The organism is Plantactinospora mayteni (genome assembly GCF_016862935.1).
GTDB classification, from domain to species: domain Bacteria; phylum Actinomycetota; class Actinomycetes; order Mycobacteriales; family Micromonosporaceae; genus Plantactinospora; species Plantactinospora mayteni.
Window position 1 is genome coordinate 261,025 of sequence record NZ_BONX01000018.1, and the last position, 25,725, is coordinate 286,749.

Genomic DNA, 25,725 nt, shown 5'->3' on the forward strand with positions numbered 1-25,725 from the left:
CCCGCCGGTGGGCCGCTCCGATATCCGAACTCATATCATCGGCCGGGTGGACCTGGCCCGGCACCTGCGGCAGTTCGTCGTGGTGGCCGAGGAGCTGCACTTCGGCCGGGCCGCCGAGATCCTCGGCATCGCCCAGCCGCCGCTGAGCCAGTCGATCCAGCGGCTGGAACGGGATCTCGGCGTCCAGCTCTTCGACCGCTCCCGGCGCCAGATCAGCCTGACCACCGCCGGGCAACTCCTGCTGGCCGAGGCGCCGACCCTGCTCGCCGCCGAGGAACGCATCCGGATCGTGATGCGCAAGGCCCGGGACGGCGAGATCGGGACGTTGCGGGCGGGCGTACCGCCGGAGACCCCGGCCGTCACGCTCCAGGCGCTGCTGCACGGGATGGCCGCCCGGGCGCCCGGCCTGGACGTGGATCTCCAGGAGCTGACCAGCGCGGAGCAGCTCCGGACGCTCGCCGAGGCCCGCCTCGACGTCGGGCTGGTGCACCATCCGGTCCGCGCCGAGGCGCTGCGGGTCGGGCCGGCCGTCGAGGTCCGGTTGGGGGTGTTGCTGCCGCGCGCCTCCCCGCTGGCCCAGTTGCGGGAGGTCGCGCTGGCCGACCTCGCCGGGTACGACCTGGCGATTTTTCCTCGGGCCACCGCGCCGGACTGGCACGACCGGATACTCGACGTGTGCCGCCGGCACGGCTTCACACCCCGGCGGATCCGGCACGCCGGCAACCCGGAGTTCCTGCTGGGCCTGCTGCTCGCCCGGGGATGCGTGGCGTTCGAGCCGGAGTCGACGGCCCGCCGGGAACCCCGGGTCGCCTGGCGTCCGCTGACCGAGCCGGTGCTGCGCCGTCGCACCTCGGCGGTCTGGCCGGACCGGTCGGCGCATCCGGCCGCGTCGACCTTCGCCCAGGTCGCCGCCGAGATCCTGGCCGGCCCGGCACCGGCCGCCCCGGCCGTGCTGGCTCCGGGCCAGCCGCGCCCGTGGTCGGTGGTCTATCCGCCGGGCGACTTTCCCGGGCGCGGCTGAGACAGAGGATCGATTTCGGCGGTACGGCTGACCGGATTTGTCGGTCCGGCCCGCTTGAATAGCGGGTGGAAGCAAGTGGAAGTGGGCGGAAGGGCGACCGGGAGGTGTGGCGGCGTGGCCGGGGAGTCGAAGCGGGTCCGGATCGAGCCGTGGAGCGAGGGCGATCTCGACCTGCTCCGTGAGATCAACAGTCCGGAGATGAAACGGCACCTCGGCGGCCCGGAGACCGAGGAGCAGGTCGTCGCGCGCCACCAGCGCTACGTCCGGTCCGGCGGCACCGGGCAGGAGCGTATGTTCCGGGTTGTCGCGCTGCCCGAGGAGGTACCGGTGGGCAGCGTCGGCTACTGGGCCCGGGACTGGCAGGGGCAGCACGTCTACGAGATGGGCTGGAGCATCCTGCCGGCGTACCAGGGGAGGGGGCTGGCCACCGCCGCGCTGCTGGCCGCGGTCGACGAGGCCCGCGCCCGGCGGACCTTCCGGTACGCCCACGCCTATCCCTCGGTCGACAACGCCGCCTCCAACGCGGTCTGCCGCAAGGCCGGCTTCGAGCTGCTCGGCGAGACCGAGTTCGAGTTCCCGAAGGGGCGGCCGATGCGTTCCAACGACTGGCGACTCGACCTGACCGGAACCGATCTCCGCTGACGCCGCTACCCGGCCACGGCTCGAACCCACCAGCATGGCCCGGTACGGATTCCCTGGAAACTTCCCGGCTCGGCGCCGATCTGCCGCTGGTATGGACCGATCCCGGGCGGTACGGCAGTGGCGGACCACTCCTAGCCTCGGTGACATGGCCGATCAACAGTTCGTCCCGCCGCGGCCGAAGCGGAAGCCCCGCAACACGACCTGGAATGTCCTTATCGGCGCGATCGTAGTGCTGGTGTGCTGTGTGGGCGTTGGCGGCCTCGGATTCGTGGGGTTCCGGGGTTTCTCCGAGGCGATCGGCCCCGCCCAGGACGCCGGCAGCCGGTACGCCGCCGAACTGGACGCCGGAAACTGGCCCGCCGCGTACGCGCAGACCTGTGCCGCGACCCGCCGCCTGATGACCGAGCAGCAGTTCGTCGCCAGCCAGGAGGCCGGCCCGAAGGCGACCGGATACGAGCTGACCGGCACGCACGTCGGCAACTACAACGGGCGGCGGACAGCGACGATCACCCTTCGGGTCAGCTATCCGGGCGGCGACGTCCGGACGGTGGAGGTCCCGATGGTGCAGGAAGGTGGGCAGTGGCGCCCCTGCCCGTGAGCGGAGGCGCCGCCGACCCCGGGGTGCTCTTCTGCGCAGGGCACGTGCAGTTGCGCGACGGCCAGCCCGCCGGGGCCGGCGTGCCCGCTCAGCCGACCGGGGCCGGCGTCTTCTCCTCGATCTCGGCCGGGACCGGTGCCTTCGCCTCCACCGCAGCCCGCTTGCGGGCCCGGTGCGCCGCCACGTGCGAGCGGGTGGCGCAGCGTTCCGAGCAGAACCGGCGGCAGCAGTTGGACGAGGTGTCCAGATAGACGTTGCCGCACCGGTCGTCGGCGCAGACCCCGAACCGGGAACTGCCGTACTCGCACAGCCAGACCGAGAGGCCCCAGACCGCGCCAGCCAGGAACTCGGCGCTCACCGAGGCACCCCGGCTGGTCACGTGCATGTGCCAGTCCTTGGCGTCGTGCCCGGAGATCCGTGGCTGGACGGGGTAGCTCTCCAAAAGCGAATTCAGCTCGGTCACCGCGTCGGCGTCCCGTTCCGAGGAACCGAATTCGAAGACGTCCCGCAGGCGTTTCTGGGCCCGGCGGAAGGCGGCGACGTCCCGTTCGGCCACCTCGTCGCGCATCCAGCCGTGCTCGTCGGTGAAAACGGCCCGCAGGTCGTCGAGGTCGTCGAGTCGTGCGTTGACGAGATCGACCCCGGTCCGGGCGTACGCGTCGAAGTTCACCCGACAACCGTAGACGACTTACGGCTCCCGTGCCGCGTCCACGTAGTGGGGAAGGAACCGCGCGTAGCCGTCGGTGATCAGGCTCCGGCTCTCCCGCAGCCCGGCACCGGCAGCCTCGCCGGCCACCACCCAACTGCCCAAGACCAGGTGGTTATCCGAGAACGACGGTAGTGCGCGGAATTGCTGGTAACACCATCCTTCGTCACCGTAGATCCCCGGGTTGTCGATCTCTCCGGCTGTGGTGACGATCCGCACCGAACCGCCCTCCCGGCCCAACAGCGGCTTGACCACGTATTCGGTCATCCCCCGGGGCGAGTCGAGATAGGCCGGCAGCAGGTAGGGATGGTCGGGATAAAGCTCCCAGAGCACGGCCAGCAGCGCCTTGTTGGAGAGCAGCAGTTTCCAGGCCGGCTCGATCCAGGTGGTGGGGGTGCCCGGGTCGAGCGCCGCCCGGCCGTACGGCTCGGCGAGCATCCACTCCCAGGGATAGAGCTTGAAGCAGGTGAGGATCGGCGGACTGATCCCGTCCGGGCCGGGCGGGCCGGTGAACCGGCGGCCGTCCCAGCCGATCTGGAGCATCGGCAGCAGCTCGGTCTTCAGCCCCGCCTGCCGGGCGGTCTCGGCGAGGTAGCCGGCGGTCATCTGGTCCTCGCCGGTCTCCTCCTCGTCCGACCAGGCGACGTGCACCAGCGGGTCGTGCAGGTCGGCGCCGATCCGCCGCCAGGCCGCGACCAGCCGCTCGTGCACGCTGTTCCACTGGTCCAACGCGGGGCGGGTGTCCTCCAGCCAGTACCACTGGATCACCGACGCCTCGACCAGCGCGGTCGGGGTGTCCGCGTTGTACTCCAACAGCTTCGGCGGCCAGGAGCCGTCGTACCAGAGGTCGAACCGGCCGTACAGGGTGGGCGGCTGTTCGCGCAGCGACCGGGTGACCGCCTCGGCGGCCCAGGCCGGGATGCCGAACTCGGCGAACCGGTTCCGGGCCACCACGTGCTCGGCGGCGGCCACCGACATCCGGTGCAGTTCCTCGGTCGCCTCCTCCAGCCGGAGCACCTCGTCGAGGTCGAAGGCGTAGCAGGCGCTCTCGTCCCAGTACGACATGAAGCCGCCGCCCGGCAGTTCGGTGTCGGCGTAGACCAGGCCCTGGGCCCGGATCGTCGCCGACCAGTCCGGCCGGGGCGGGCAGGTCTCCCGGCGCACCGTCAGCCGCCGCAGGAGGCGAGGTGGGTGCCGAAGCCGCCCCGCTCGGGGAGTACGTCCGCGACGCTGGTGGTCGACCCGGCGGTCGTGCCGACCGCGACGGTGGCCGGCACGGTGGCCGGGGCGTACGCCGCCAGGGCGAGCGAGCGGGGCCGTGGCGTGCTCTTCCGGGAGTCGCAGTCGTCGTCGTCACCCACCTGGTTGCACCCGGAGAGGGTGACGGCGAGGGCGGTGAGCGCGCCCAGCTGCACGCTCGCGGACCGGAGACGGCGTCGCGAAACTTTTTCCACGAGATCGTTGTAACCGATCCGCGCCACTGCTGGACACCCCGCCCGACGTCCGTACCTGCCCGGACCAGGTGTGCGTGCGGCGGGGTGCGGCCGGAGGGCTCCGGTCCCCGCGTACCGGGAACCGGCTGGCGTTACGCTCGGCTCATGCTCCGATCGGTCATCCTCGCCGCCTCCCGGTCATCCCGGATCGAGCGGCTCGTCGAGACGGCCCCGTTCACCCGGGACGTCGTACGCCGGTTCGTCGCCGGCACCACCACCGACGACGCGCTGCGCGCCACCCGCCAGCTCGTCGCCGACGGTCTCGCGGTCTCCATCGACCATTTGGGCGAGGACACCGTCAGCGGAGACCAGGCCACCGCCGTCCGGGACGAATACCTGGCCCTGCTCGGCGGGCTCGCCGAGGCCGGGCTCACCCCGCCGGCCGAGGTCAGCGTCAAGCTCTCGGCGCTCGGGCAGAAGTTCGACGAGCGGCTGGCCCGGGAGAACGCGCAGGCGATCTGCGCCGCCGCCGCGGCGGCCGGCACCACGGTCACCCTGGACATGGAGGACCACACCACCACCGACTCGACCCTGGACATCCTGGCCGAGCTGCGCAAGGACTTTCCGGGTACCGGGGCGGTGCTCCAGGCGTACCTGCGGCGTACCGAGGCGGACTGCCGGGAGCTGGCCACCCCGGGGTCGCGGGTGCGGCTCTGCAAGGGGGCCTACAAGGAGCCCGAGTCGGTGGCTTACCAGTCGGCCCGGGAAGTGGACAAGTCCTATGTCCGGTGCCTGAACGTCCTGCTCGCCGGCCAGGGGTACCCGATGATCGCCACCCACGACCCCCGGCTGATCGCGATCGCCGAGGACCGGTCCCGGTGGTTCGACCGTACGCCGGACCAGTTCGAGTTCCAGCTCCTCTACGGGGTACGCCCCGACGAGCAGGCCCGGCTGGCCGAGGGCGGCCACACCGTACGCGTCTACCTGCCGTACGGCACCGACTGGTACGGCTACCTGATGCGCCGGCTCGCCGAGCGCCCGGCCAACCTGGCGTTCTTCGCCCGTGCCGTGGCGACCCGGAGGTAGCGCCCCGCCGACCCGGAGCCGACCGGTCCCGGCCGCCGTTCGGCCCGGCTGACCGGCTGGGGTCGGGCCGGCTGGGATCGAACCGTTTCGCCTGGCATCCTCGGACGCCATGGACTTCTCCCGCGCGGTGGCGGCGTTGCGTGCCGCCCTCGCCGACTCATCCCGGGCGCAGGCCGCTCCCGATCTGCTCGAACAGGTACTCGGCCTGATCCGCCCCTCGATCGGACTCGCCGTACCGGCCCGGTCCCGCAACGGCGCCCCCGCCGGCCCGGTCGCAGGCTGGTACGGCGGACTGCCCGGGCTGCCGGACGGGGTGCCCTGGCCGGACCACCAGGGTCGGCCGATGACGCTGCTGGCCCAGCTCGACTGTGCCGCGCTGGCGCCGCTGCTCGGTCCTGAGTGGATGCTGCCCGGGTCGGGGACGCTGCTCTTCTTCTCCGACGAGTGGTTCCACGCCGACTTCGGGGCGGACCCGGGCGACGACGGTTGCGCCGTGCTGCACGTACCCGCCGGGATGCCGGACCGGACGGCCCCGCCGGAGGCGACGGTGATCCCGGCGCTGCCGCTGGTCGCCGCGGCGGTGCTGGCCGCACCCGACTACGCCGAACCGGAACTCGCGGCGGTCTTCTCGGCCGATGCGATCAGGGTGATGGGCCTGGTCGCCGAGATCCGCGACCGGCTGCCGACCGTGCGGCACCGGCTGCTGGGCTGGCCGGACAGTCCGGTGACGGGTCCGGCCGGCCGCCGCCCGCTGCTGGCGCTGGAGGCCGAGCAGGGGACCGCCTGGGGCGAACTGGTCGGTGTCTCGTTCTGGATCGACGGCTCGGACCTGGCCGCAGGCCGGTTCTCCCGGGTACGCCGGTATCTCGACGTCGCCTGATCCACCCGCCCGCCCCCGGTACCCGGACACGCGCATCCGGCCCGCCGAGGGTGCGATCTGCTGATCGTCCCCCGACGGGCCGGATGCGTCCGCTCCGTCACCGGCTGTGGTCTCCGTTACCGGCTACCGTCACCGGTCACCTGCGCCTCGGATGTCGAGGATCAGGCGAAGCAGTTCTCGATCTCCTCGCCGGCACAGTTGTCAGGCCGGTTCTTGCTGATCACGGTGTCGTCGTCCACCCGGACCTTGGCGTGCTCGGCGAAGAGCCCGCCGCCCTTCTTGGTGGCCTCGTTCTCGACGATCTTGTCCCGCTTCAGTTCGAGCGAACCGCCCTCGACCGCGATGCCGCCACCGACCGAACGCGCGCCGACGGCGCGGTTCTTGCTGACCTCGGTGTCCCGCACGATCACCTCGGACTTCTCGGCGAAGATGCCGCCGCCGTCGCCCCGCGTGGTGTTCTTGGTGATCTTGCTTTCGTCCACCGTGAGCAGACCCTTGATGGTGGCGATGCCGCCGCCGTCCTCGGTGCCGAGGTTGTCGCTGACGTTCAGCCCCCGGATCGTGAGGGTGGCTTCCTTGTTGAAGATGCCGCCACCGACCTTCGCGGTGTTGCCCTTCACCTCGCCGTCCCAGATCTTGGTCCGGGCCGAGATGCTGGCGATGCCGCCGCCCTCTGCCGCGTTGTTGTGCTCGAAGGCGCTCTTGTTGATGTCGGCCGCCCCCTGGTGGTTGGCGAGCCCACCGCCGGCCTTGTCGGCGCTGTTGTTGAAGAACTCGGACTTCTCCACGGTGAGGACACCACCGTTGAGGATCCCGCCGCCGTCGCCGGCGGAGCTGTTCCGCTCGAACTTGCTCTCCAGGACCGCCAGGTGGCCGTCGTTGAAGATCGCGCCGCCGCCGCCCTCCTTGCGGAGTGCGGTGCTGTCCGAGATCGTGACCCGCTTGACCGTGGCGGTGGCGCCGTGGTCGATCGAGATCGCGCCGCCCTCGCCTGCCCGTCCGTTCCGCAGGAAGACGTTGCTCAACTCCAGGTCGCCACCGTCGCGGACGGTGAAGAAGCGGAAGTCCTTGGCGTACGTGTCCCGGCGGATGGTCGCGCCCTCACCCTTGATCTTGATCGGCGCCTTGATCACCGGCAGGCCGGACCTGTCCTCGTTCTTCTCTTCCTTCTTCTCGTGCTTCTTGTCGTCCTTCTTTTCGCCCGGGCTGCCCATCGTCTCAGCAGCAGCCGCGGCAGCCGGAGCACCTGCGGCACCCGCAGCGCCGCCGGCACCCATGGCACCCATGGCACCCATGGGGCCGGCGTCGGTCGGCGCCTTGCCGGTTTCCTTCTCGCCCTTGCCGTTGTGCTTCTCACCGCTCTCGTTCGACGCGGTGAGCGTGTAGGTGCACTTCGGCGCGAGCTTGAGGCTGCCGCCACCCTCGGCGTTGGCGTGCACCAGCGCGGCGATGAGCTTGTCGGGGTCGCACGGTACGGACGTCACCTTCTCGTCCTCGCGCTTGTCCGAGCCGCAGCCCTCGCGGCCCTCCTGGGACCCGCCGTTCCAGCCCGAACCCTCCGAGCCCGAGCCCTGCCAGTCCGAACCGCTCTCGCCGCCCTGGGACCCGTTGTGCCAGCGCGAGCCGTCGGAGCCGGGGGTTTCCCCGGACCAGTCGTTCTCGCCGCCACCCTGGGACCCACCCTGCCAGGCGGAACCGCCCTGCGATCCGCCCTGCCAGCCGGAACCCTCGGAGTCCCTGGACTCCTTGGAGTCCTCGCGCTTCTCCTTGGACTCCTCGTTCTTCTCCTTGCGGTCCTTCGGCTCGGGTCCGGCCTTCGGGTCCTTGGACTCCTTGGACTCCTTCGACTCCTTGGCGTCCTTGGACTCCTCGTCCTTCTCCTTGCGGTCCTTCGGCTCGGGTCCGGCCTTCGGGTCCTTCGACTCCTTGGACTCCATCGACTCCTTGGACTCCCCGGGCTTCTCCTTCGACTCCTCCGGCTTCGCCTTCGGATCCTTCTGGTCGCTCGGCCCGGCCTTCGGGTCCTTCCGGTCCTTCGGGTCTTCGGCCTTCTTGTCGCCCTGGCCCTGCCAGCCGCCACCGGGCTTGCAGTAGTCCTGCCAGTCGCCCTGGGAGTCCTCGCCGCCCTCGTGCTTGCCGTTCTGGTCCTTGCGCTCGGTCGGTCCGGCCTTCGGGTCCTTGGGATCTTCGTGCTTGCCCGGGTCCTTGACGTTGTCGCCCTTGTCGTTCTCGGCGGCGACGACGGACAACTGACCCAGGTCCACGTCTGCCAGACCCCTGTCGCTGGCCAACGTGGCTACCCCGGCCAGGCCAGCCGCGCCGGCCATCAGGCTGCCGGCGACGATGCCGCCGGCTAAGAACCACCGGGACCGCCGCCTTTTCGGCCGAGTCGTGGGCTGACCGGGATCCACGTGGCTCCCTTGGAATTCGGACATCAAGCTCCCTGCCTTTCGAATACAAGACACGGCCGCACCATCTGGGGCGCGGAGGGCCACAAATAGGTTGTAGCCACTTAACGTCACCGTACGGCGCCCTTCAGTGCATCGCGGGCCTATATGAAGAAAACCCACGAACAAGTGGAATTAGGGCTACTCAGCGCTTGAGAAGCGCTAACCGGATAGATACGGACCAGATCCTGGCAATCCGATTTCGGGCAGAAAAAAGCAGACGGTTACTCTGTCGGACGTACCGCTCTTAGTGGCTGAGTCAACCGGTCCAGGCATGATTCGTACATCACGCCCACCGAGCGCATCCGGCATGTTTGAGGCAGCCGGGGCGTGAAAGCAGCCGCATCCGGGTCAGGGTTCCTCCGGATGGCCTCACCGGCGTCTACCAGGAGAGACTGGGCCGGTGAGCGCCCTGATCGACGACTACGTCTCGACGGTCGGCGCCCGGTTGCGCGGTTCAGCCGGGTTGCGGGCCGACATGCTGACCGAGATCCGGGACGCGTTGGTCGACGCCGCCGAGGGGCACCGGCACGACGGGCTGACCGACCCGGAGGCGCAGCGACTGGCCGTCCGGGAGTTCGGTTCGGCCGACCGGATCGCGGCGGGACTCCAGGACGTGCTGGCGGTGGCGCAGGGCCGGCGTACGGCGCTGCTGCTCGTCGGAGTGCTCGGCGCCCAGTACGGCACGTCGGAGTTGCTGGGTCGGATCGGCGGCTGGCAGCAGTTCTGGGGCGGCGTCGAGCCGGGGGCGGCGTACCTGTGGCTGGCCCGGGCGACGGACCTGTTCTCCGGGCTCGCCCTCGGTACCGCCCTCGTCGCGGTCGTGCTGCTGCGCTGGGGACCACGGCACTTCGACATCCGTCCGGCGGCGATCCGGCTGACCGCCGTACTCGCCTCGCTGGTGGTCGGCGTGACCATGGTCTGTGGCGTGCTGCTGGCCGTACTGCCACCGGGGGACGGGGGCGCGCAGGCCCTGGTCGGCGGGGTGGGTTGTGCGGTCTCGTCGGGCCTGCTGCTCGGCTCGGCCCGGCACTGCTGGCGGGCCGCCGCCGCGCGCCCGGACTTCCGGCCGGCGACACAACTGGCCGGGTCGTGGGCGGTGCGGTGAGGGCCGGTTCGCACGGCTGGACGATGGGCCGTACTCTCCGGCCGTGACCGACGGGGAGTACCGCGACCGCCCAGCGGCCGACCACCAGGCGCAGACCGGCTACCCACCGGCCGACCACCCGCCCTCCGGGTACCCGCCGTCGGGCGGCTACCAGCCCTCCGGGTCCGAGCCGGCCGCGCACGGCCTCCCGCCGGTCAGCGGCTACCCACTGCCGCCCACCGGCTACCAGCCGGACCCCCGCCACCACCAGCCCGCCGGTTACGGTGCCGGAGCGGAGCCGCCCGCCGGCTATCAGTCCGCCGGTTCGCGTGTTGGTGCGGAGCCGCCCGCCAGCTATCAGCCCGGTGGTTCGCGTGTTGGTGCGGAGCCGCCCGCCAGCTATCAGCCCGGTGGTTCGGGGGCTGGTGCGGAGCCGCCCGCCGGTTACCAGCCCGCCGGATACCAGTCCGGTCAGTACCCGCCGGGGCCGGTCGGTTACCCGGCTCGGGCCGGCTATCCGGTGCCGGACGGGTACCCGGTGCCGGGCGGCTATCCGGGGCCCGGCGGCTATCCGGTACCGGCCGGGCTCGTCCCGCCGCCACGCCGTCGCCGCTGGCCGCTCTGGGTGGGGCTCGGGACCGTCGTGGCCCTGCTGCTCTGCGCGGCGCCGGTCGCGATCGGGGCGGTACTGCTCGACCGGGTGTCCGGGCCGGGCGGTGGCGCCGGGGCGGCGGCCAGCCCGAAGGCCGGCGACCCGGCCTCGGTCACCGGCGACTGGCTCACCGAGCAGATCCGCGGCCTGCTCGACGGGCAGGCCAAGGCGCTGCTCGGCGGCGACGAGAACGGCTACGTCGGGCTCGCCGAGCCGAACACCGCGATCGCCCGGCAACTCCGGCGCGACTTCCGGACGCTGCGCGCGATGCGGGTGAGCAAGTGGGAGCCGAAGCTGCTGGGCCGGGTGAGCAAGCTCGACACGTCCGGCGAGTGGCGGGCCAACCTGACCGTCGGGCACTGCTTCGTGAGCCCCGGCTGCGAGCCGAACGAGATCACCATGGTCACCCGGTGGAAGGACGCCGCCGGCCAGCCGCGCCTCTTCGCGATCGACACCGACAGTACCGGCGGGCCGGGTCGGCCCCGGCCCTGGGAGAGCGACGAACTGGTCGCCTCGATCGGGGAACGCACCCTGGTCGCCGCGCCCCGGGCGTTCCGGGACCGGCTGCCCGACCTGCTGCGCGAGGGGGAGCGGGCGGCCAAGGTCGCCGACCGGTACGCCGTGGACGGCTCGCCCCCGGAGCGCTACCTGATCTTCTACGCCGGCCCGAACGAGTGGAGCCGCTGGTACGGCGGCAACCGCCCGGACTGGACCGCCGGATACGCGGTACCGGTCGGCGAAGACCAGTACGATCTGGTGCTCAACTCCAAGGCCGTGGTGCCGGGCCAGTACGCCGACCTGATGCGGCACGAGCTGACCCACGCCTCCTCACTGGCCGGCGCCGAACGGATCGACGACGACGCCTGGTGGCTGGTGGAGGGGATCGCCGAGCAGGCGGCGGCCGGTGGCCGGGCGGCGAGCCGGTACGACAGCCTGGACGACGTCGACCGGCTGGTCAACTCGGGCTGGAACGGCGAGCTGGCGGACGTGGCGCCGAGCGACGGCTCCGAGGACTGGCACGTCGCCGGCAGCTACGGCGTCGGCTACCTCGCCGTCCGGCATCTGGTCGACCGGTTCGGCGAGAAGGACGTACTCACCTTCTTCAAACTGGTGGTGCACGACGGCAAGTCGGAGGCGGACGCGTCCCAGGAGGCGTTCGGCCAGGACTGGGCGAAGCTGCACGACGAGTGCGTGGCGTACGTGAAGAAGACCGCCTCCTGATCAGCCCCAGCTCGGCGAGATCCAGCGCAGGTCAGTGGGCTCGCCGGCCCGCGCGTCCTGCGGGGTGGGGCGGGTGGTACCTCGTACCATGGCGGCGTGCGTCGTGCCTCCCCGCCGCGCCTGTCCGCAGCACCGCGGCCCCGTCGCCCCGTGATGTCCGCTACCCTCCTTGCCGCCACCGTCCTGTTCGGCCTCTCCGCGGCCTCCTGCGAGTCCGACGACCTCGTCGGGCTGGCCAGTGTGGAGCGGGCCGACGTCGCCGAACTGGTCGACGCGCCGGCCAGCGTGACGGCCCGGGCGGCGGCGACCCTGAGCGCTCCCGCCGACGGCACCCTGGCCGAGCTGCGGGTCAGACCGGGTGCCCTGGTCAAGCCGGGCCGGGTGCTCGCGGTCGTCGACTCGCCCTCGGCCCGGGACCGGCTGGCCAAGGCCCGCCGGGCCCTCGACGCGGCCCGGGGCGCCGGGCGGGGCGGCGGCGGCACCGACCTGTCCCGGTTGCGCCGTGGCACCGACCGGGCGGCGGCGCAGGCGTTCCGGGCCGCCCGGGACGCCGCCGACAAGCTCACCGACCCGGGCGCGCGGGCCGCGCTGCTGGCCCAGGTCCGGATCGCGGAGCGGCAGTACGAGGCGGCGGCCGAGACCGCCGAAGCGGCGCTGCGCGCCGTCCAGCGTGGCGTCGCCGGGCTGAACTCGGCGGTACGGGCGCTCTCCGCCGCCCAGCGTCTCCAGGCCGAGCAGGCGTACGACCTGGCGAAGGCGACCGTCGACGCGCTCGTGTTGCGGGCGCCGATCGGCGGGGTGGTGCAGCTCGGCGGTCCCGTGTCACCGGCCGCCGGGGCGGGTTCTGCCGAGGCGCTGGCCGGACTGCTCGGCGCGACCGGTGGGCTCGGTGCCCCGGCCGGGGTCGATCCGTCCGGGATGCTCGGCGGGGGCAACCCGACCGCGCCGGTGGCCGGCGTCGACGGCGCGGTGCCGGTCGGCGGCCGGGTGAGCGCGGGCACCCCGATCCTGACCGTGGTGGACCTGACCGACCTCGGCCTGGTCGCCGAGGTGGACGAGACCGACGTGCTGCTGGTCGGCCAGGGGGTGCCGGCGAGTGTGGAACTGGATGCCGCCACCGGGGCGGAATACTCGGCCCGGGTCCGCTCGGTCGACGTACTGCCGACCGCGTCGGCCCGGGGTGGTGTGTCGTACCGGGTGCGGCTCTCGCTCGGTCCCGGGCGCTTCGCCGACGGGCGGGCCGCCCCGGCACCGCGTCCCGGGATGAGCGCCGTGGTCCGGCTGCGGGTCCGGGAGGCGGCCGGCGCGGTGACCGTACCGGCCGCGGCGGTGCACTCGGCCCAGGGACAGGACGCGGTCTGGCTGGTCGAGGACGGGATCGCCGAGCAGGTGCCGGTGACGGTCGGGGTGCAGGGCCAGGACCTGGTGCAGATCGTCAGCGGGGTGCAGCCGGGCCAGCAGGTGGTGGTCAGCGGCGGCGACCAGGTGCGCCCCGGAGAGCGGGTACGTTGACTTCCTCGTCGGTGGGCGATTCCGGCGACGAGGCGACCGGTGGACCGACCCGGCGTTCCGGGGTCGCCGGTGCGGCGGCCCGGCGAGCCGATGGAGGGAGCTGGCGTACCGGGGTGGCGGTCGAGGCGGTCGACCTGGTCCGGACGTACGAGCTGGGTGGGGTGTCGGTGGCCGCGCTGCGCGGCGTCTCGCTGACCATCGCCGCCGGCGACTACCTGGCGGTCGTCGGGCCGTCCGGGTCGGGCAAGTCGACCCTGATGCACCTGCTCGGCGGGCTGGACCGGCCCACCACCGGCCGGCTGGTGATCGGCGGTCGGGACGTCGCCACCCTGGACGCCGGAGAGCTGGCCACGCTGCGCAACGAGACCATCGGCTTCGTCTTCCAGTCTTTCCACCTCCTGCCCCGGACCTCCGCGCTCGACAACGTGGCGCTGCCGCTGGTCTACCGGGGGATCGGCGGTCGGCGGCGGCGGGAGCTGGCGGCGGCGATGCTGGGCCGGGTCGGCCTCGGACACCGGCTGGACCACCGGCCCAACCAGCTCTCCGGCGGCGAGCAGCAGCGGGTGGCGATCGCCCGTGCCCTGGTCACCGACCCGGTACTGCTGCTCGCCGACGAGCCGACCGGCAACCTGGACAGCGCCACCGGCGAGTCCGTGCTGATCCTGCTGGAGGAGCTGAACGCCGAGGACGGGGTGGCGCTGGTGCTGGTCACCCACGACCGGGAGGTCGCCGAGCGGGCCCACCGGCAGATCACGATGCGCGACGGACTGGTCCTCGCACCGACCGCAGGGCTGGAACCGACCGCAGGGCTGGAACCGACCGCAGGGCTGGAACCGACCGCAGGGCCGGAACCGACGGCGGCCAAGCCCTCGGCGGCCGAGGCCGGCTTGGCGACGACCGACCTACCATCCGCGGCCGAGGCGGATTCGCCGACGGTCGTGCCGGCGGCGCGGCGGGGGCCTGAGATAGTAGATCCCGCTCCCAGCGCGGAGCCCCGACGAGCGTCCGGAAGCGACTCGGGGCACCCGTCCGGTGGCTCCGGTGGCGCCATCGGAGCCACCGGACGCCGCGGGCCGACCCGTCTGCCGGTCTCCCGGCCCGACCCGGTCGATCCCGGCCCGGACCGCGGTCACCGCCTCGGGGAGCCGCTCGACGCCGGCTCTGGCGAGCTCGACGCGCCGGCCGGGTCCGGCGGAGGCACCGCCGCCGAGTCGGGGAGCGACTCGTGAGGATCGCCGAGGCGTGGCGCGTCGCGCTCGACGCCCTGGCGGCGAACCGGCTGCGCAGCATGCTCACCATGCTCGGGGTGGTGATCGGGGTGGCCGCCGTGGTGGTGCTGGTCGCCATCGGCACCGGCGCCAAGCGGGAGGTGGAGCAGCAGGTCGAGGGGCTCGGCTCGAACCTGCTCGTGGTGGTGCCCGGCCGGCTCGACTTCGGCGCGGCGCCGGCGGTCTCCCGGCTCTCCCTGGCCGACGTCGAGGCGGTCAACCGGGTGGTCGGCGATCCGCGCCGGGTGGCGGTCACGGTCACCTCCGGCGAGACGGTACGCGCCGGCACCCGCTCGGCGTTCACCACCGTGCAGGGCGTACTGGAGACCACGCCCGAGGTCTTCGTCCGGAAACTGGACCGGGGCAGCTACCTGACGTCGTCCGATGTGGACACCAGTCGCCGGGTGGCGGTGCTCGGCGCCACCGTCGCGGGTACCCTCTTCGGCGACCGGGAGCCGGTCGGGCAGCAGGTCGCGATCGCCGGCGTACGGTTCCGGGTGATCGGGGTCTTCGCGCCGCTCGGCCAGAGCCTCGGGGTGGACCGGGACGACGAGGTGCACATCCCGGTCACCGCCGCGCACCGGCTCTACGGCACCCAGCGGATCGACGGGATCGCGATCAAGGCGCCGGACCGGGAGGAGATCGACGACCTCGGGGCCCGGGTCGTCGCCGAGCTGACCCGACGGCACCCGGAGACCGAGTTCAGCGCGGTGACCCAGGAGCAGATCCTCGGCGTACTCGGGGACATTCTCGGGGTGCTGACCGGGGTACTGGCCGCGATCGCCGGCATCTCGCTGCTGGTCGGCGGCGTCGGGGTCTCCAACATCATGCTGGTCTCGGTACGCGAGCGGACCCGGGAGATCGGCCTGCGCAAGGCGGTCGGCGCCCGTCCCCGGGACATCGGGGTCCAGTTCCTGCTGGAGGCGGTACTGCTGACCGCGCTCGGCGGGGTGCTCGGGATGGCGCTCGGGGTGGGCGCCGCGCTGCTGGTGGCCGCCCTCTCCCCGGTACCGGCGGTGGTCACCTGGTGGTCGCTGGCGCTCTCGTTCGGAGTCTCGGCGGCGGTCGGGATCATCTTCGGGGTCGTACCGGCGCAGCGGGCCGGGCGGTTGGACCCGGTGGTGGCACTCCGCGCCGAATGACGGGTTCCCACGCGTCGACGGACGAGTCAGGGATGATCAATTGTCCGAAGGGATCGCGCCGGTCACAGCCGCCCCGTTACCGTACTGGTAACACGCGCGTAGCCGCGGCGCGGAAGCATCCCGCCGGGCCCGCGCCGGGGATTGGGATGGGTTGGTGAGCCATGGCAGGATCACCACAGCCGGACAGCCGGATGCCGGAGGTCAGGTTCCTGACCGTCGCCGAGGTGGCGACGCTGATGCGGGTGTCGAAGATGACGGTCTACCGGCTGGTGCACTCCGGCGAGCTGACCGCGGTACGGGTCGGCCGGTCGTTCCGGGTGCCGGAGCACGCCGTGCACGACTACCTGCGCGGTGCCTTTCAGGAGACCGCCTGACGGCTGAGCCGCGACGGCAGCTCGGCGGCGGCACTCGGCGGCGCCGGTGGTGGCAACGTGGCCCAGCTCGCCGCCCACGTCCTGACCGGTCCGCCTGCATGCCGCGGACGCGCGTCCTGACCGTCCGCCTGCACGGCGGGCGCGACGTCCTGACGGTCCGGCCTGACGGCTGAGCCGCGATGTCCTGACGGTTCCGGAGCGCTCCGGGCGGTTCCTCGTGGGGGCGCTTTCGCCCGGCCGACGGCCGAGGGCTAGTCTGGACCGCGACCGTGGCCACGTGCCGATATGGGTGCGAGCCCATCGTGCCGGCCCGGTCCGTTGTCCAGCTCGGTAGCCGGCCGCACCCGCGGGTGAGGCCGGTCCGATCAGCACGTCGCATCAGAAGGGCTGTCGTATGGGCTCGGTGGTCAAGAAGCGCCGCAAGCGCATGGCCAAGAAGAAGCACCGCAAGCTGCTGCGCAAGACCCGCGTCCAGCGTCGCCGTCTCGGCAAGTGACCCCGGCCGGGCGTCTGCCCGGCCGGCGGTGAGCCGGTTAGCTGTCGACCTTCGGAGGCCCACGTGACGACGTCGCGGCGGTCCGGGCCCGGCCCGGGTCGTCCCGCGCGGAGCGCGAGGTGACCCCCGGTAGCACCCCCGGTGCGCCGGGGGTCGTCGTGGTGACCGGAGTCAGCCGGTTCCTCGGCGCGCACGTCGCGGCGCGGCTCGTCGCCGACGGCCGGATCGCCCGGGTCGTCGGTCTCGACGTGCACGAACCGGCGGCCGAGATCGCCGGGCTGCTCGACGGCGTCGAGCGGGTCCGGGCCGACGCCGGCGCGGTGGGCACCATCGTCGAGGAGTTGGGCGCCGACGCCGTCGTGCACCTGGCGCTGGTCACCGCCGCCGATCCGCAGCACGGCGGCCGGGCGGCGATGAAGGAGCAGAACGTCATCGGCACGATGCAGCTGCTCGCCGCCGCCCAGCGGGCGCCCCGGCTGCGCAAGTTGGTCGTCCGGTCGTCGACCGCCGCCTACGGGGCGTCGTTCCGGGACCCGGCGGTCTTCACCGAGGACACCGAGCCCCGGGCCGTGCCGCGCGGCGGCTTCGCCCGGGACATCCTCGACATCGAGGGGTACGTCCGCGGCTTCCGGCGGCGCCGCCCCGACGTCACCGCCACCGTGCTGCGCTTCGCGCCGTTCGTCGGCTCGATGGCGAACACCACGCTGACCCGATACTTCGCCCAGCCCGTGGTGCCGACCGTGCTCGGCCGCGATCCCCGGCTCCAGTTCGTGCACTTCGACGACGTACTGGAGGTGCTGCACCGGTCGGTGGTGGAGGAGCACCCGGGGACCTACAACGTCGCCGGGCCGGGGGTGCTGGCGCTCTCCCAGGCGATCCGCCGGGCCGGCCGGGTCGCCCTGCCGGTGGTCGAGCCGGGGCTCTCCGGCGCGGCCGGGCTCGCCCGGGTGTTCGGCTTCGGGCGGTACGGCCTCGACCAGGTCGACCTGTTCGTGCACGGCCGGGTGGTCGACACCACCAGACTGACCACGGAGTACGGCTTCACTCCGCGCTCCACCGCCGCCGCCTTCGACGAGTTCATCGCGAGCCACAGCGACGGGACCGTGCTCGGGCCGGAGCAGCTCCGCAGGGCCGAGCAGGTGATCATGGACGGGATCCGGCACACCCGGGCCACGGTCCGGGACCGGATCACCCAGCTCGGCGCGGTCGACGGTGCCGATCCGGTGGAGCGGGGCGGACGATGACCGGCGACGACCGGCGTACCGGCGGCGGCGACGGGGAGGCCGCCGGGGCCCGCCACGAGCCCGAGACCGCAGAGGCGCGGCACGAGCCGGAGATCGCCAGGGCGCGGCACGAGCCCGAGAGCGTAGAGGTGCGGCGCGGGTTGGAGGGCGTAGCCGGGCGGGGGTATTCCGCGTTCCCGGAGGACGGTGGCACCGAGCTGGACCGGCTGGCGCGGCAGAACGGGCACCGGCCGGGGTCGACCGAGCCGACGGTGGCCGACCATCCGGGGGACGTCTGGGACCGCCGGGTCGCCGCCGGGCTCGCCTTCCTGCGCCGACGGCTCTCCGGAGAGTACGAGGTCGACGAGTTCGGCTTCGACCCCGAGCTGACCGACCAGGTCTTCCATCCGGTGCTGCGCCGGCTCTACCGCGACTGGTTCCGTACCGAGGTCTTCGGCGTGCACCACCTGCCGGTCGATGGTGCCGGGCTGGTGGTGGGCAACCACTCCGGCACGGTCGCGATGGACGCGCTGGTGTTGGCGGCGGTGCTGCACGACCGGCACCCGAAGCACCGCTACCTGCGGCTGCTCGGCGCCGACCTGGTGTTCCGGGTGCCGGTCGTCTCCGAGCTGGTCCGCAAGACCGGTGGCACGGTGGCCTGCAACCCGGACGCCGAGCGGCTCCTCGGCCAGGGCGAACTGGTCGGCGTCTTCCCCGAGGGCTTCAAGGGCGTCGGCAAGCTCTACGCCGACCGCTACAAGCTGCAACGGTTCGGCCGGGGCGGCTTCGTCTCCGCCGCACTCCGTACCGGCACGCCGATCGTCCCGGTGGCGATCGTCGGCGCCGAGGAGACGTACCCGATGCTGGCCGACATCAAGCCGCTGGCCCGGCTGCTCAAGCTGCCGTACTTTCCGGTGACGCCGACCTTCCCGTGGCTCGGCCCGCTCGGCGCGGTGCCGCTGCCCAGCAAGTGGCTGATCGAGTTCTGCCCGCCGATCCCCACCGACCACCTGGTCGACTCCGCCGACGATCCGCTGGTGGTCTTCAACCTCGCCGACCAGGTCCGGGAGACCATCCAGCAGACCCTGCACCAGTTGCTGGAGAAGCGCCCCGACCCGTTCGGCCCCTGACCCGCACCTGGACCGGACGCGGTTACCGGGTCAGCCGGCGCCGCATCGCCAGCCCCGCCGTCACCGCGCCGGCCACCAGCCCGGCGGCGACGGTCGACGGTACGGCGATCCGGGCCGCCTTCCGCCCGGTCCGGAAGTCGTGCACCGCCCAGCCCAGTTCCCGGGCGTGCCGGAGCAGCGTGCCGTCCGGGTTGATCGCCACCGCCCGGCCGACGGCGGAGAGCATCGGCAGGTCGTTGGCGGAGTCGCTGTACGCGGCGCACCGCTCCAGGGCCAGCCCTTCCACCAGGGCGAGCTGGACCACCGCGTCCGCCTTGGCCGGCCCGTGCATCAGGTCGCCGACCAGCCGCCCGGTGTACGCCCCGTCCCGGATCTCGGCGACGGTGCCGAGCGCGCCGGTCAGGCCGAGCCGGGCCGCGATGATCCGGCCGATCTCCACCGGGGCGGCGGTGACCAGCCAGACCCGCTGGCCGGCGTCCAGGTGCTGTTGGGCCAGGGCACGGGTACCGGCCCAGATCCGGGGTGCCATCAGCTCGTCGAAGATCTCCTCGGTGAGCCGTTCGACGTCGTCGACCCGCCAACCGGCGACGAAGGCCAGCGCCGCCTCCTTGACCCGGGACATGCTGCCGGGGTGTTCGACGGCGAGTACCCGGAACCGGAGCTGCTGCCAGGCGAACCGGGCCAGGTCACCGGTGGTGAGGTAGTTGCGGGCCGCCAGGCCGCGGGCGAACCAGTAGATGGAGGCGCCCTGCATCACCGTGTTGTCCACGTCGAAGAAGGCGGCGGCCCGGGGGTCGGTCCGGGCCGGGCCCACCGGTGGGGCGTCCGGCCCCGCGTCGGCCCAGCCGGCGGTGTGACCGTGGTCGTCGGTGCTGACCGTCACCTTGCGGGCCCGGGCCACGCGGGAACCTCCTCGCTACGCGCTACACAGCGAGGGTAGCCGGATCAGCCGAGGCGTACCCGCAGGTCCGGGACAGCCGTCGCCAGTCCGGGCCGCTTCGGGATGGTCAACTTCGGGATGGTCAGCCGACCCGGTGCACGGGTTCGGTGGTGGTGCGGTCCCGTACCGCCGGTGGCTGCTCCTGGCTGGGCGTCGGAGCCGGGGACCGGGGCGCCGAGGTCCGGTCCGGGGCACGTGGCGCTTCCTCCGGGGTACGGCTGCCGCCGTCCTCCTCCGCCGCCGGTGGCGGGGAGTCCGGTGGCGTACTGGCCGGGCCACGGCTGACCGGGCAGGCCCGGGGAAGCGGTCCGATCGAGTCGGCCCGGCCGATCGCGCCCACTCCGCAGGCGAGCGCGGCCCGGAGGCTCTCGGACCGGTTCTGCACGTCGTCGAGGAGCTTCAGCGATTCGTTGGCCCGGCTGCGGGTGGCCCGGGTGGTGTCCTCGAAGAGGCGGGCGACCTGCGGGCGCTGATGGTGCAGGAAGCTGTCCACGGCGTCGAGCGCGGCCGTGTCCTGTCGTTGCACCGCCGCGCTGGTCAGCAGCTTGATGCCCTGTCGGGTGTCGGCATCCATGTCGTCGAGTACGGCGGAGAAGCCGAAGTTCTGCCCGCCGACCGCGACCGCCTCGGCGAGCCGGGTACGCGCGAAGTCGAGGAAGAGCTGCCCGCGACTCAGGTCGGAGCTGGCCAGGGCGAGCTGGGCGCGTTCGGTGTGCCGCTTCATGCCGTACAGCGCGTCGCCGGGTACGGCGTTCTCGCTGGCGGCGGACATCCCGGAGACCGCGATCGCGCCGACCGCGACCCCGATCACGACGGCACCCCTGGCCCGGGCCCGGGTGCGTGGACCCCGGAACGCGGGCTGGCCGGACCGGCGGGTGGCGGGTTGACCGCCGCCGTCGACGATGGCGTCGTCGGTGGCGGTCGCGCCGATCCCTTCCCGTTCGGCGGTGGCGACGAGCATGGCCCGCAGGCCGGCCCGGAAGTCGGGGTCGACCTCGACGGTCTGGACGTCCCGGAGTCGTTCGCCGATCGCCAGAGGCTGCGCCAGGTCGTCGTCGATGCGGGACCGGACGTGGTGGCGACGGCCTCCGTTGGCCTCGTCGAGCAGCTGCGCGAAGCGCTCGGCGCGTTGGCGGTAGAAGGTCTTCCAACTCACCGCCGACACCTCCCTTCGCTGGTCGCGATGCTGCGGTCGGCGTCGTCTCGCCGTCCGGTCAGACGGTGGTCGACTTCAGGAGCAGGCCACGGTGCCCGAGGCCGGATCCGTTGTCCGACCGACCGGCCGGAGGGATGTCAGGCCAACCACCGGTCGCACCGGGACAAACGGTCGGCGGGGCCGAGCGGTTACGGGGCTGCGGCGGGAAATACTACGAAGAGTGAGCGGCGTCACGGAGCGTGGACGGCGGCCGTGGGAGCGCTTCACGGCTGGAATCCGTCCGGCAGCAACCGGGCCAGTGCGCGGACCGCGCGGTATTGCAGAGCCTTGATCGCGCCCTCGTTCTTGCCCATCGCCTGGGCGGTCTCCGCCACCGAGAAACCCTGGAGGAATCGCAGGACGATGCATTCCTGCTGCTCGGGGTTGAGTTGTTTGACGGCGGTCAGCAGGGCGACGTTGGTGATGTGCTCGACGACGGCCGCTTCCGGGCTGCCTTCCGGCCCCCGATCCTCGCGGTCCGCATCCAGAACGTCACCCGTAGTAACTTCCAGGCGGTAGCGGCCGGACTTGAAATGGTCCGCGACCAGGTTCCGGGCGATCGTCACCAGCCAGGCACCCAGATCACGGCCCTGCCAGGTGAAACTGCCGATCCGTTTCAGCGCGCGGAGGAAGGTGTCCGAGGTGAGGTCCTCGGCGAGCTGCCGGTTGCCGACCCGGAAGTAGACGAACCGGAAGACGGTGTCGACGTACCGGTCGTAGATCAGGCCGAACGCCTCGGGCTCGCCGGCCTGGGCCCGTTCGACCAGCGCCCAGACCTCCCGGGCCGGATCCGACGGGTCCGGCCGGTCCGGATAACCGGTCGGCGGGCCGCCGTTGGAACCGGTCGACTTCTCGGTCGCCGGCACCACCGGCAGTACCGCGGTCTCGGTCTCTGGCGCGTCCGGGCGGGCGGGTGGTGCCGCGGCACCCGGCTGGGCGGGCATCGCCGGCCGGGCCGGGCTGGCCACCCGGCCGCCGACCGGTCGGGCGTTGCCGCCCGGCGTGTTGTGCCGGGTCGGCGTCTCGTTCGGATGTGGACGGTGTCGGATCCGCTTCGAGCCCCCGTCGCCGCGTACCGCCAGGCTCAGCATGTCGTCCATGGACACGCGGAGCCGGTCGAGCCCCTGGGTGAGGGCAAGGCGGGTGTTCCGTGGCGCGCCGCCGGTTGCTCCGTCGACGTATCCGTATGTGCTCACTGGACCTCCCCGGCCGGCCGAGGCCGCGGGACCGGTCGCCGGGACCCGGCCGCGATTGGGGCCGTACCCGCGCCGTGGGCGGCGCGATCCGGCACGGCGGTTCCGGGGTGCGCCGTACGACGGCACACGCCCCACAGCTGCTGGTGCAGTGCTCTCACAGGCACGGCGGCCTCCTCGGGCTGAGGGGTGTCGACTCACGGCAAAAGGGGTGAGCCGACCCGAGTGATGATAGGGCCAACGTCACCCATGTGCGGCAAGTCCGTTACACAGAGCCAAAGTATTTCCGAAAGCCACCCGAACGGGGCGCACAGCTTGTGCGTTGTCAGATGCCTGACAGTGCGGTAGCACGGGCTCTGAGCAGGGAAAATGTGGAGACACGCCAATGCGCGGCGGGCCTTGGGCGTGCCGCCGCGAACGTGTTAGAAGCAGTCGACCGCTCCGGGTCGTCGATATCCGAAACCCGTTACGGTCTGCTGGACGGTACCCCGGGCTCGTGGACAAGTCGAGAGAAGTTCCACGTCGAGGGAAACTTCCACGCCATCGGCGTACGGGCGTACCGGTCGGTCCGAGATGGCCGGTTGTGCGATGGGTGGACGTCCACGTGGCGGTGGAGTGCGCGTCGGGCCCGGCGCTGTGCCAGACTCATCGACCGTGCAGGATGGACCGGACACCTCCACCGAGCCAGCCGTGGTCACCCTGGCCGACCGGGTACGCCTGGCCGCCGCCAGCCGACCCGACCAACCCGCGCTGCTCTGGCCGCACGGGGTACTGAGCTGGGCCGAACTGGACGGTGCGGTGGACCGGGTCGCCGCCGCGCTGCGCGACCGGGCCGGCGAACCGAGCGACGGCCACCCGGCGCGGGTGGCGATCGCCCTGGCCAACTCGCCCGACTTCGCGGTGGCGTTCTTCGGCACCCAGCGGGCCGGCCTGGTCGCGGTGCCGGTGAACCCGGCGCTGACCGGCCCGGAGCTGCGGCACGTGCTGGCCGACTCGGCGGCGAGCATCCTGATCTGCACCGAACAGGTCCGGTCGGCCGTCGACGGGGTACGGGCCGAGCTGCCGGCACTGACCGAACTGCACACCGCACTGTCGAGCCTGACCGAGCCGTCGGCCAGCGAGGTGAAGGTGGGCAGCACCAGACTGAGCGCGGCGGGGCCGGGGGTCGACCCGGCCGACCGGTCGATCCGGACAGACCCGGAGGCGGTGGCGGTGCTGCTCTACACCTCCGGCACCACCGGTGAGCCGAAGGGCGCGATGCTGTCCCACCGGGCGCTGCTCGCCAACCACGAGCAGATCGGCCGGATCTCCCCGCCGGTGGTCGGGCCGGACGACCGGGTCCTGCTCGCCCTGCCGCTCTTCCACGCGTACGGGCTGAACGCCGGGCTGGGCGCGGTGGCGTACCACGGGGCGTGCGGGGTGCTCGTCGAGCGGTTCGACGCGGCCGGCGTACTGGAGGTGGTCGCCCGGCACCGGGTGAGCGTGCTGGTCGGCGTACCGTCGATGTTTCTGGGGTGGACGATGCTGCCGGACGCGCCGGCGGCGGCCGGGGTGCCGGCCGGGGTGCCGGCAGGCTCGGCGTTGCGTGAGGCGATGGCCTCGGTGCGGGTGGCGATCTGCGGCGCCGCCCCGCTGGCCGTCGGCGGCGCGACCCGGTTCGCCGAGGCGACCGGCCGGCAGATCCAGGTCGGCTACGGCCTCACCGAGACCGCCCCGGTGCTCACCACCACACTCTCCGGCCCGGCGGCGAAGCCGAACTCGATCGGCCGGCCGATCCCCGGCGTCGAACTCCGGCTGGTGGCCGGCGACGGCGAGGAGCTGTGGCGGGACGGCTCCACCGTCGAGCCGGCGGACGACGGGGACGACGACGAGCCCGACCTGGAGTTCTCCTCGCCCGGCACCGACCCGGGCGAGATTGTGGTCCGGGGTGCCAACCTCTTCTCCGGGTACTGGCCGGACGGGCGCGGCGGCCCGGACCCGGACGGCTGGTGGCGGACCGGCGACGTCGCGTACGCCGACGCCGACGCGGACCTCTTCCTGGTGGACCGGATCGGCGAACTGATCCTGGTCAACGGCTTCAACGTCTATCCGCAGGAGGTCGAACGGGTACTCGGCGCGCACCCGGAGGTGGTCGAGTCGGTGGTGTTCGGGGTACCGCACCCGGTGGCCGGGGAGGCGGTCACCGCGTACGTGGTGCGGGCCCCGGAGGGTACGGTCTCGACCGCCGAGCTGGCCGCGTACTGCGCCCGCAGCCTGGCCCGGTTCAAGTGCCCGAGCAGGATAGAGTTCGTCGGGTCCCTGCCGCTCTCCGCGATCGGCCGGGTACGCAGATCGGTGATCAGGCAGAGGGGCGCGAGTGACGGCGAGTGAGCCACGGCTGACCTTGATCACCCGGCCCGGCTGTCACCTCTGCGAGGTCGCCAGGGAGGCCGTCGACCGGGTGGTGGCGGTGACCGGGGACCGGTGGACCGAGCTGGACGTCACCGGCGACCTGGAGTTGGAGCGGGAGTACGGCGACCGGCTGCCGGTGGTGCTACTCGACGGCCGCGAGCACGGCTACTGGCGGGTCGAGGAGGAGCGCCTGCTCCGCGACCTGACCGCTCCCCGCGCCTGACCCCTGCGGCACCGCCCGCGCGTCTGACCCCTGCGGCACCGCCCCCGCGCCTGACCCCTGCGGTCGGCCGAGCCCGTCGCCGATGTGACGTCGGCGACTTCCCGTCCCGCCGACCCGGCCGGAGTCGTGAGCCCGGTCGGGGGTGCCGCGTATCGTGCTCGGATGCGTGAGCACCTCGTCTGGGACTGGAACGGCACCCTGCTCGACGACCTGACCCTGGTCGTCGCCGCCACCAACGTGGCCCTGGCCGGTGCCGGCGGCCCGGAGGTGACCGCCGAGGAGCACCGTACGCAGTTCCGTCGGCCGATCGCGGACTACTACGCCGAGGTGCTGGGCCGGGCGGTGGACACCGAGGAGTTCGGCCGGCTGGACCAGTTGTTCCACGAGGCGTACCGGGTCGGGCTGGCAAGCTGCGAGCTGGCCGCCGACGCGACCACCGCGATCCGGACCTGGACCGGTACCCAGTCCCTGCTGTCGATGTGGTTCCACGACGAGCTGGTGCCGGCGGTCGACCGGTACGGGCTGACCGCCCTGTTCCGCCGGGTCGACGGGCTGCGCGGCACCGTCGGCGGCGAGCGTAAGGCCGGTCACCTGGCCCGGCACCTGGCGGCGTTCGGTGTGCGGGGAACGTCGACGGTGCTGATCGGCGACTCGATCGACGACGCCGAGGCGGCCGAGTCGGTGGGCGCCCGATGTGTCCTCTACACCGGCGGTTTCACCGATTCGGCCCGGCTGCGCGCCGCCGGCTGGCCGGTCGCCGACTCGCTCACCGAGGCCGTCGAACTCGCCGCCAAACTGGACTGACTCCCCGTCCGGCTGATCCGTGCCCCGGTGTCGGGGAGGTCGGGTGGGGTGCGAACCCCGA

Annotated in this window: 22 protein-coding genes and 2 pseudogenes; 17 read left to right on the forward strand and 7 right to left on the reverse strand. The window is 72.7% G+C overall.

What is annotated here, in order from left to right:
- The first annotated feature begins 46 nt into the window (after window positions 1–46).
- From Pma05_RS14685 to Pma05_RS14695, 3 genes are all read left to right on the forward strand, one after another.
- Window positions 47–1,021: a LysR family transcriptional regulator gene (locus Pma05_RS14685; protein WP_203857937.1), complete on the forward strand. Its 975-nt coding sequence runs from the start codon at window positions 47–49 to the stop codon at window positions 1,019–1,021.
- 114 nt (window positions 1,022–1,135) lie between these two features.
- Window positions 1,136–1,663: a GNAT family N-acetyltransferase gene (locus tag Pma05_RS14690; RefSeq protein WP_203857938.1), complete on the forward strand. Its 528-nt coding sequence runs from the start codon at window positions 1,136–1,138 to the stop codon at window positions 1,661–1,663.
- Between the two features lie 145 nt (window positions 1,664–1,808).
- On the forward strand, window positions 1,809–2,261 hold the full coding sequence (locus tag Pma05_RS14695) for an Rv0361 family membrane protein (protein WP_203857939.1): 453 nt from the start codon (window positions 1,809–1,811) through the stop codon (window positions 2,259–2,261).
- An 88-nt stretch (window positions 2,262–2,349) separates the two neighbouring features.
- On the opposite strand, the gene Pma05_RS14700 is transcribed toward Pma05_RS14695, so the two are convergent.
- From Pma05_RS14700 to Pma05_RS14710, 3 genes are read right to left on the reverse strand one after another with little or no spacing between them, the layout of a single operon-like run.
- Window positions 2,350–2,931, reverse strand: a complete 582-nt coding sequence (locus tag Pma05_RS14700; RefSeq protein WP_203857940.1) for a CGNR zinc finger domain-containing protein — start codon at window positions 2,929–2,931, stop codon at window positions 2,350–2,352.
- An 18-nt stretch (window positions 2,932–2,949) separates the two neighbouring features.
- Entirely contained in the window at window positions 2,950–4,131 is a 1,182-nt protein-coding gene (locus Pma05_RS14705; RefSeq protein WP_203857941.1) for a glutathionylspermidine synthase family protein, read from the reverse strand.
- Window positions 4,132–4,133: 2 nt separating this feature from the next.
- Complete coding sequence (locus Pma05_RS14710; RefSeq protein ID WP_203857942.1) at window positions 4,134–4,382, reverse strand: hypothetical protein; 249 nt, start codon at window positions 4,380–4,382, stop codon at window positions 4,134–4,136.
- A 183-nt stretch (window positions 4,383–4,565) separates the two neighbouring features.
- On the opposite strand from Pma05_RS14710, the gene Pma05_RS14715 reads away from it, so the two are divergent.
- Together Pma05_RS14715 and Pma05_RS14720 are read left to right on the forward strand one after the other, a co-directional pair.
- Complete coding sequence (locus Pma05_RS14715; RefSeq protein WP_203857943.1) at window positions 4,566–5,486, forward strand: proline dehydrogenase family protein; 921 nt, start codon at window positions 4,566–4,568, stop codon at window positions 5,484–5,486.
- Between the two features lie 109 nt (window positions 5,487–5,595).
- Window positions 5,596–6,366 carry a DUF1963 domain-containing protein gene (locus tag Pma05_RS14720; RefSeq protein ID WP_203857944.1) on the forward strand — a complete coding sequence of 257 codons (771 nt, stop codon included), beginning with the start codon at window positions 5,596–5,598 and terminating at the stop codon, window positions 6,364–6,366.
- Window positions 6,367–6,527: 161 nt separating this feature from the next.
- On the opposite strand, the gene Pma05_RS14725 is transcribed toward Pma05_RS14720, so the two are convergent.
- A complete protein-coding gene (locus Pma05_RS14725) occupies window positions 6,528–8,801 on the reverse strand; it encodes a hypothetical protein (RefSeq protein WP_203857945.1) in 2,274 nt (757 codons plus the stop codon).
- Window positions 8,802–9,216: 415 nt separating this feature from the next.
- Here Pma05_RS14725 and Pma05_RS14730 point away from each other — a divergent pair, with 415 nt between their 5' ends.
- The 9 genes and pseudogenes from Pma05_RS14730 to Pma05_RS14770 all read left to right on the forward strand — a co-directional run bounded on the left by Pma05_RS14730 (window position 9,217) and on the right by Pma05_RS14770 (window position 18,918).
- On the forward strand, window positions 9,217–9,921 hold the full coding sequence (locus tag Pma05_RS14730; RefSeq protein WP_203857946.1) for a permease prefix domain 1-containing protein: 705 nt from the start codon (window positions 9,217–9,219) through the stop codon (window positions 9,919–9,921).
- A gap of 43 nt (window positions 9,922–9,964) precedes the next feature.
- Window positions 9,965–11,773, forward strand: a complete 1,809-nt coding sequence (locus Pma05_RS14735; RefSeq protein ID WP_203857947.1) for a YML083C domain-containing protein — start codon at window positions 9,965–9,967, stop codon at window positions 11,771–11,773.
- 153 nt (window positions 11,774–11,926) lie between these two features.
- A complete protein-coding gene (locus Pma05_RS14740) occupies window positions 11,927–13,285 on the forward strand; it encodes an efflux RND transporter periplasmic adaptor subunit (protein ID WP_203857948.1) in 1,359 nt (452 codons plus the stop codon).
- Window positions 13,286–13,398: 113 nt separating this feature from the next.
- Window positions 13,399–14,358 (forward strand): annotated as a pseudogene (locus tag Pma05_RS14745) (ABC transporter ATP-binding protein); the annotation flags it as partial.
- A gap of 152 nt (window positions 14,359–14,510) precedes the next feature.
- Window positions 14,511–15,695 (forward strand): ABC transporter permease, encoded by a 1,185-nt coding sequence (locus Pma05_RS14750; protein ID WP_203857949.1) that lies wholly within the window; start codon window positions 14,511–14,513, stop codon window positions 15,693–15,695.
- Between the two features lie 161 nt (window positions 15,696–15,856).
- A complete protein-coding gene (locus Pma05_RS14755) occupies window positions 15,857–16,069 on the forward strand; it encodes a helix-turn-helix domain-containing protein (protein ID WP_101369425.1) in 213 nt (70 codons plus the stop codon).
- 394 nt (window positions 16,070–16,463) lie between these two features.
- Window positions 16,464–16,565 carry a 30S ribosomal protein bS22 gene (locus Pma05_RS14760; protein WP_007465623.1) on the forward strand — a complete coding sequence of 34 codons (102 nt, stop codon included), beginning with the start codon at window positions 16,464–16,466 and terminating at the stop codon, window positions 16,563–16,565.
- A 119-nt stretch (window positions 16,566–16,684) separates the two neighbouring features.
- Window positions 16,685–17,809, forward strand: coding sequence for an NAD-dependent epimerase/dehydratase family protein (locus tag Pma05_RS14765; RefSeq protein WP_203857950.1), 1,125 nt, complete (start codon window positions 16,685–16,687; stop codon window positions 17,807–17,809).
- 251 nt (window positions 17,810–18,060) lie between these two features.
- Complete coding sequence (locus Pma05_RS14770; RefSeq protein WP_203858068.1) at window positions 18,061–18,918, forward strand: lysophospholipid acyltransferase family protein; 858 nt, start codon at window positions 18,061–18,063, stop codon at window positions 18,916–18,918.
- Window positions 18,919–18,940: 22 nt separating this feature from the next.
- Here Pma05_RS14770 and Pma05_RS14775 read toward each other — a convergent pair whose 3' ends face one another.
- The 3 genes and pseudogenes from Pma05_RS14775 to Pma05_RS14785 all read right to left on the reverse strand — a co-directional run bounded on the left by Pma05_RS14775 (window position 18,941) and on the right by Pma05_RS14785 (window position 22,144).
- Window positions 18,941–19,819 carry an HAD family hydrolase gene (locus Pma05_RS14775; RefSeq protein ID WP_203857951.1) on the reverse strand — a complete coding sequence of 293 codons (879 nt, stop codon included), beginning with the start codon at window positions 19,817–19,819 and terminating at the stop codon, window positions 18,941–18,943.
- Window positions 19,820–20,135: 316 nt separating this feature from the next.
- Window positions 20,136–21,023, reverse strand: a pseudogene (locus Pma05_RS14780) (DUF5667 domain-containing protein); the annotation flags it as partial.
- Between the two features lie 254 nt (window positions 21,024–21,277).
- Complete coding sequence (locus Pma05_RS14785; RefSeq protein WP_203858069.1) at window positions 21,278–22,144, reverse strand: ECF subfamily RNA polymerase sigma factor, BldN family; 867 nt, start codon at window positions 22,142–22,144, stop codon at window positions 21,278–21,280.
- A 756-nt stretch (window positions 22,145–22,900) separates the two neighbouring features.
- Here Pma05_RS14785 and Pma05_RS14790 point away from each other — a divergent pair.
- The 3 genes from Pma05_RS14790 (at window position 22,901) to Pma05_RS14800 (ending at window position 25,664) form a co-directional block, all read left to right on the forward strand.
- On the forward strand, window positions 22,901–24,616 hold the full coding sequence (locus tag Pma05_RS14790; protein ID WP_239312365.1) for an AMP-binding protein: 1,716 nt from the start codon (window positions 22,901–22,903) through the stop codon (window positions 24,614–24,616).
- Window positions 24,603–24,860, forward strand: a complete 258-nt coding sequence (locus Pma05_RS14795; RefSeq protein ID WP_203857954.1) for a glutaredoxin family protein — start codon at window positions 24,603–24,605, stop codon at window positions 24,858–24,860. Before Pma05_RS14790 ends, Pma05_RS14795 begins: the two co-directional genes overlap by 14 nt.
- A 162-nt stretch (window positions 24,861–25,022) precedes the next feature.
- Window positions 25,023–25,664: an HAD family hydrolase gene (locus Pma05_RS14800; protein WP_203857955.1), complete on the forward strand. Its 642-nt coding sequence runs from the start codon at window positions 25,023–25,025 to the stop codon at window positions 25,662–25,664.
- Window positions 25,665–25,725: the final 61 nt, after the last annotated feature.

Excerpts from the sequence above, each read along its gene's own strand:
- Pma05_RS14715 (WP_203857943.1), top strand. The coding sequence starts at position 4,566 with ATGCTCCGATCGGTCATCCTCGCCGCCTCCCGGTCATCCCGGATCGAG.
- Pma05_RS14695 (WP_203857939.1), top strand. The coding sequence starts at position 1,809 with ATGGCCGATCAACAGTTCGTCCCGCCGCGGCCGAAGCGGAAGCCCCGC.
- Pma05_RS14760 (WP_007465623.1), top strand. The coding sequence starts at position 16,464 with ATGGGCTCGGTGGTCAAGAAGCGCCGCAAGCGCATGGCCAAGAAGAAG.
- Pma05_RS14800 (WP_203857955.1), top strand. The coding sequence starts at position 25,023 with ATGCGTGAGCACCTCGTCTGGGACTGGAACGGCACCCTGCTCGACGAC.
- Pma05_RS14755 (WP_101369425.1), top strand. The coding sequence starts at position 15,857 with ATGGCAGGATCACCACAGCCGGACAGCCGGATGCCGGAGGTCAGGTTC.
- Pma05_RS14785 (WP_203858069.1), bottom strand. The coding sequence starts at position 22,144 with ATGCTGAGCCTGGCGGTACGCGGCGACGGGGGCTCGAAGCGGATCCGA.
- Pma05_RS14740 (WP_203857948.1), top strand. The coding sequence starts at position 11,927 with ATGTCCGCTACCCTCCTTGCCGCCACCGTCCTGTTCGGCCTCTCCGCG.
- Pma05_RS14720 (WP_203857944.1), top strand. The coding sequence starts at position 5,596 with ATGGACTTCTCCCGCGCGGTGGCGGCGTTGCGTGCCGCCCTCGCCGAC.
- Pma05_RS14725 (WP_203857945.1), bottom strand. The coding sequence starts at position 8,801 with ATGTCCGAATTCCAAGGGAGCCACGTGGATCCCGGTCAGCCCACGACT.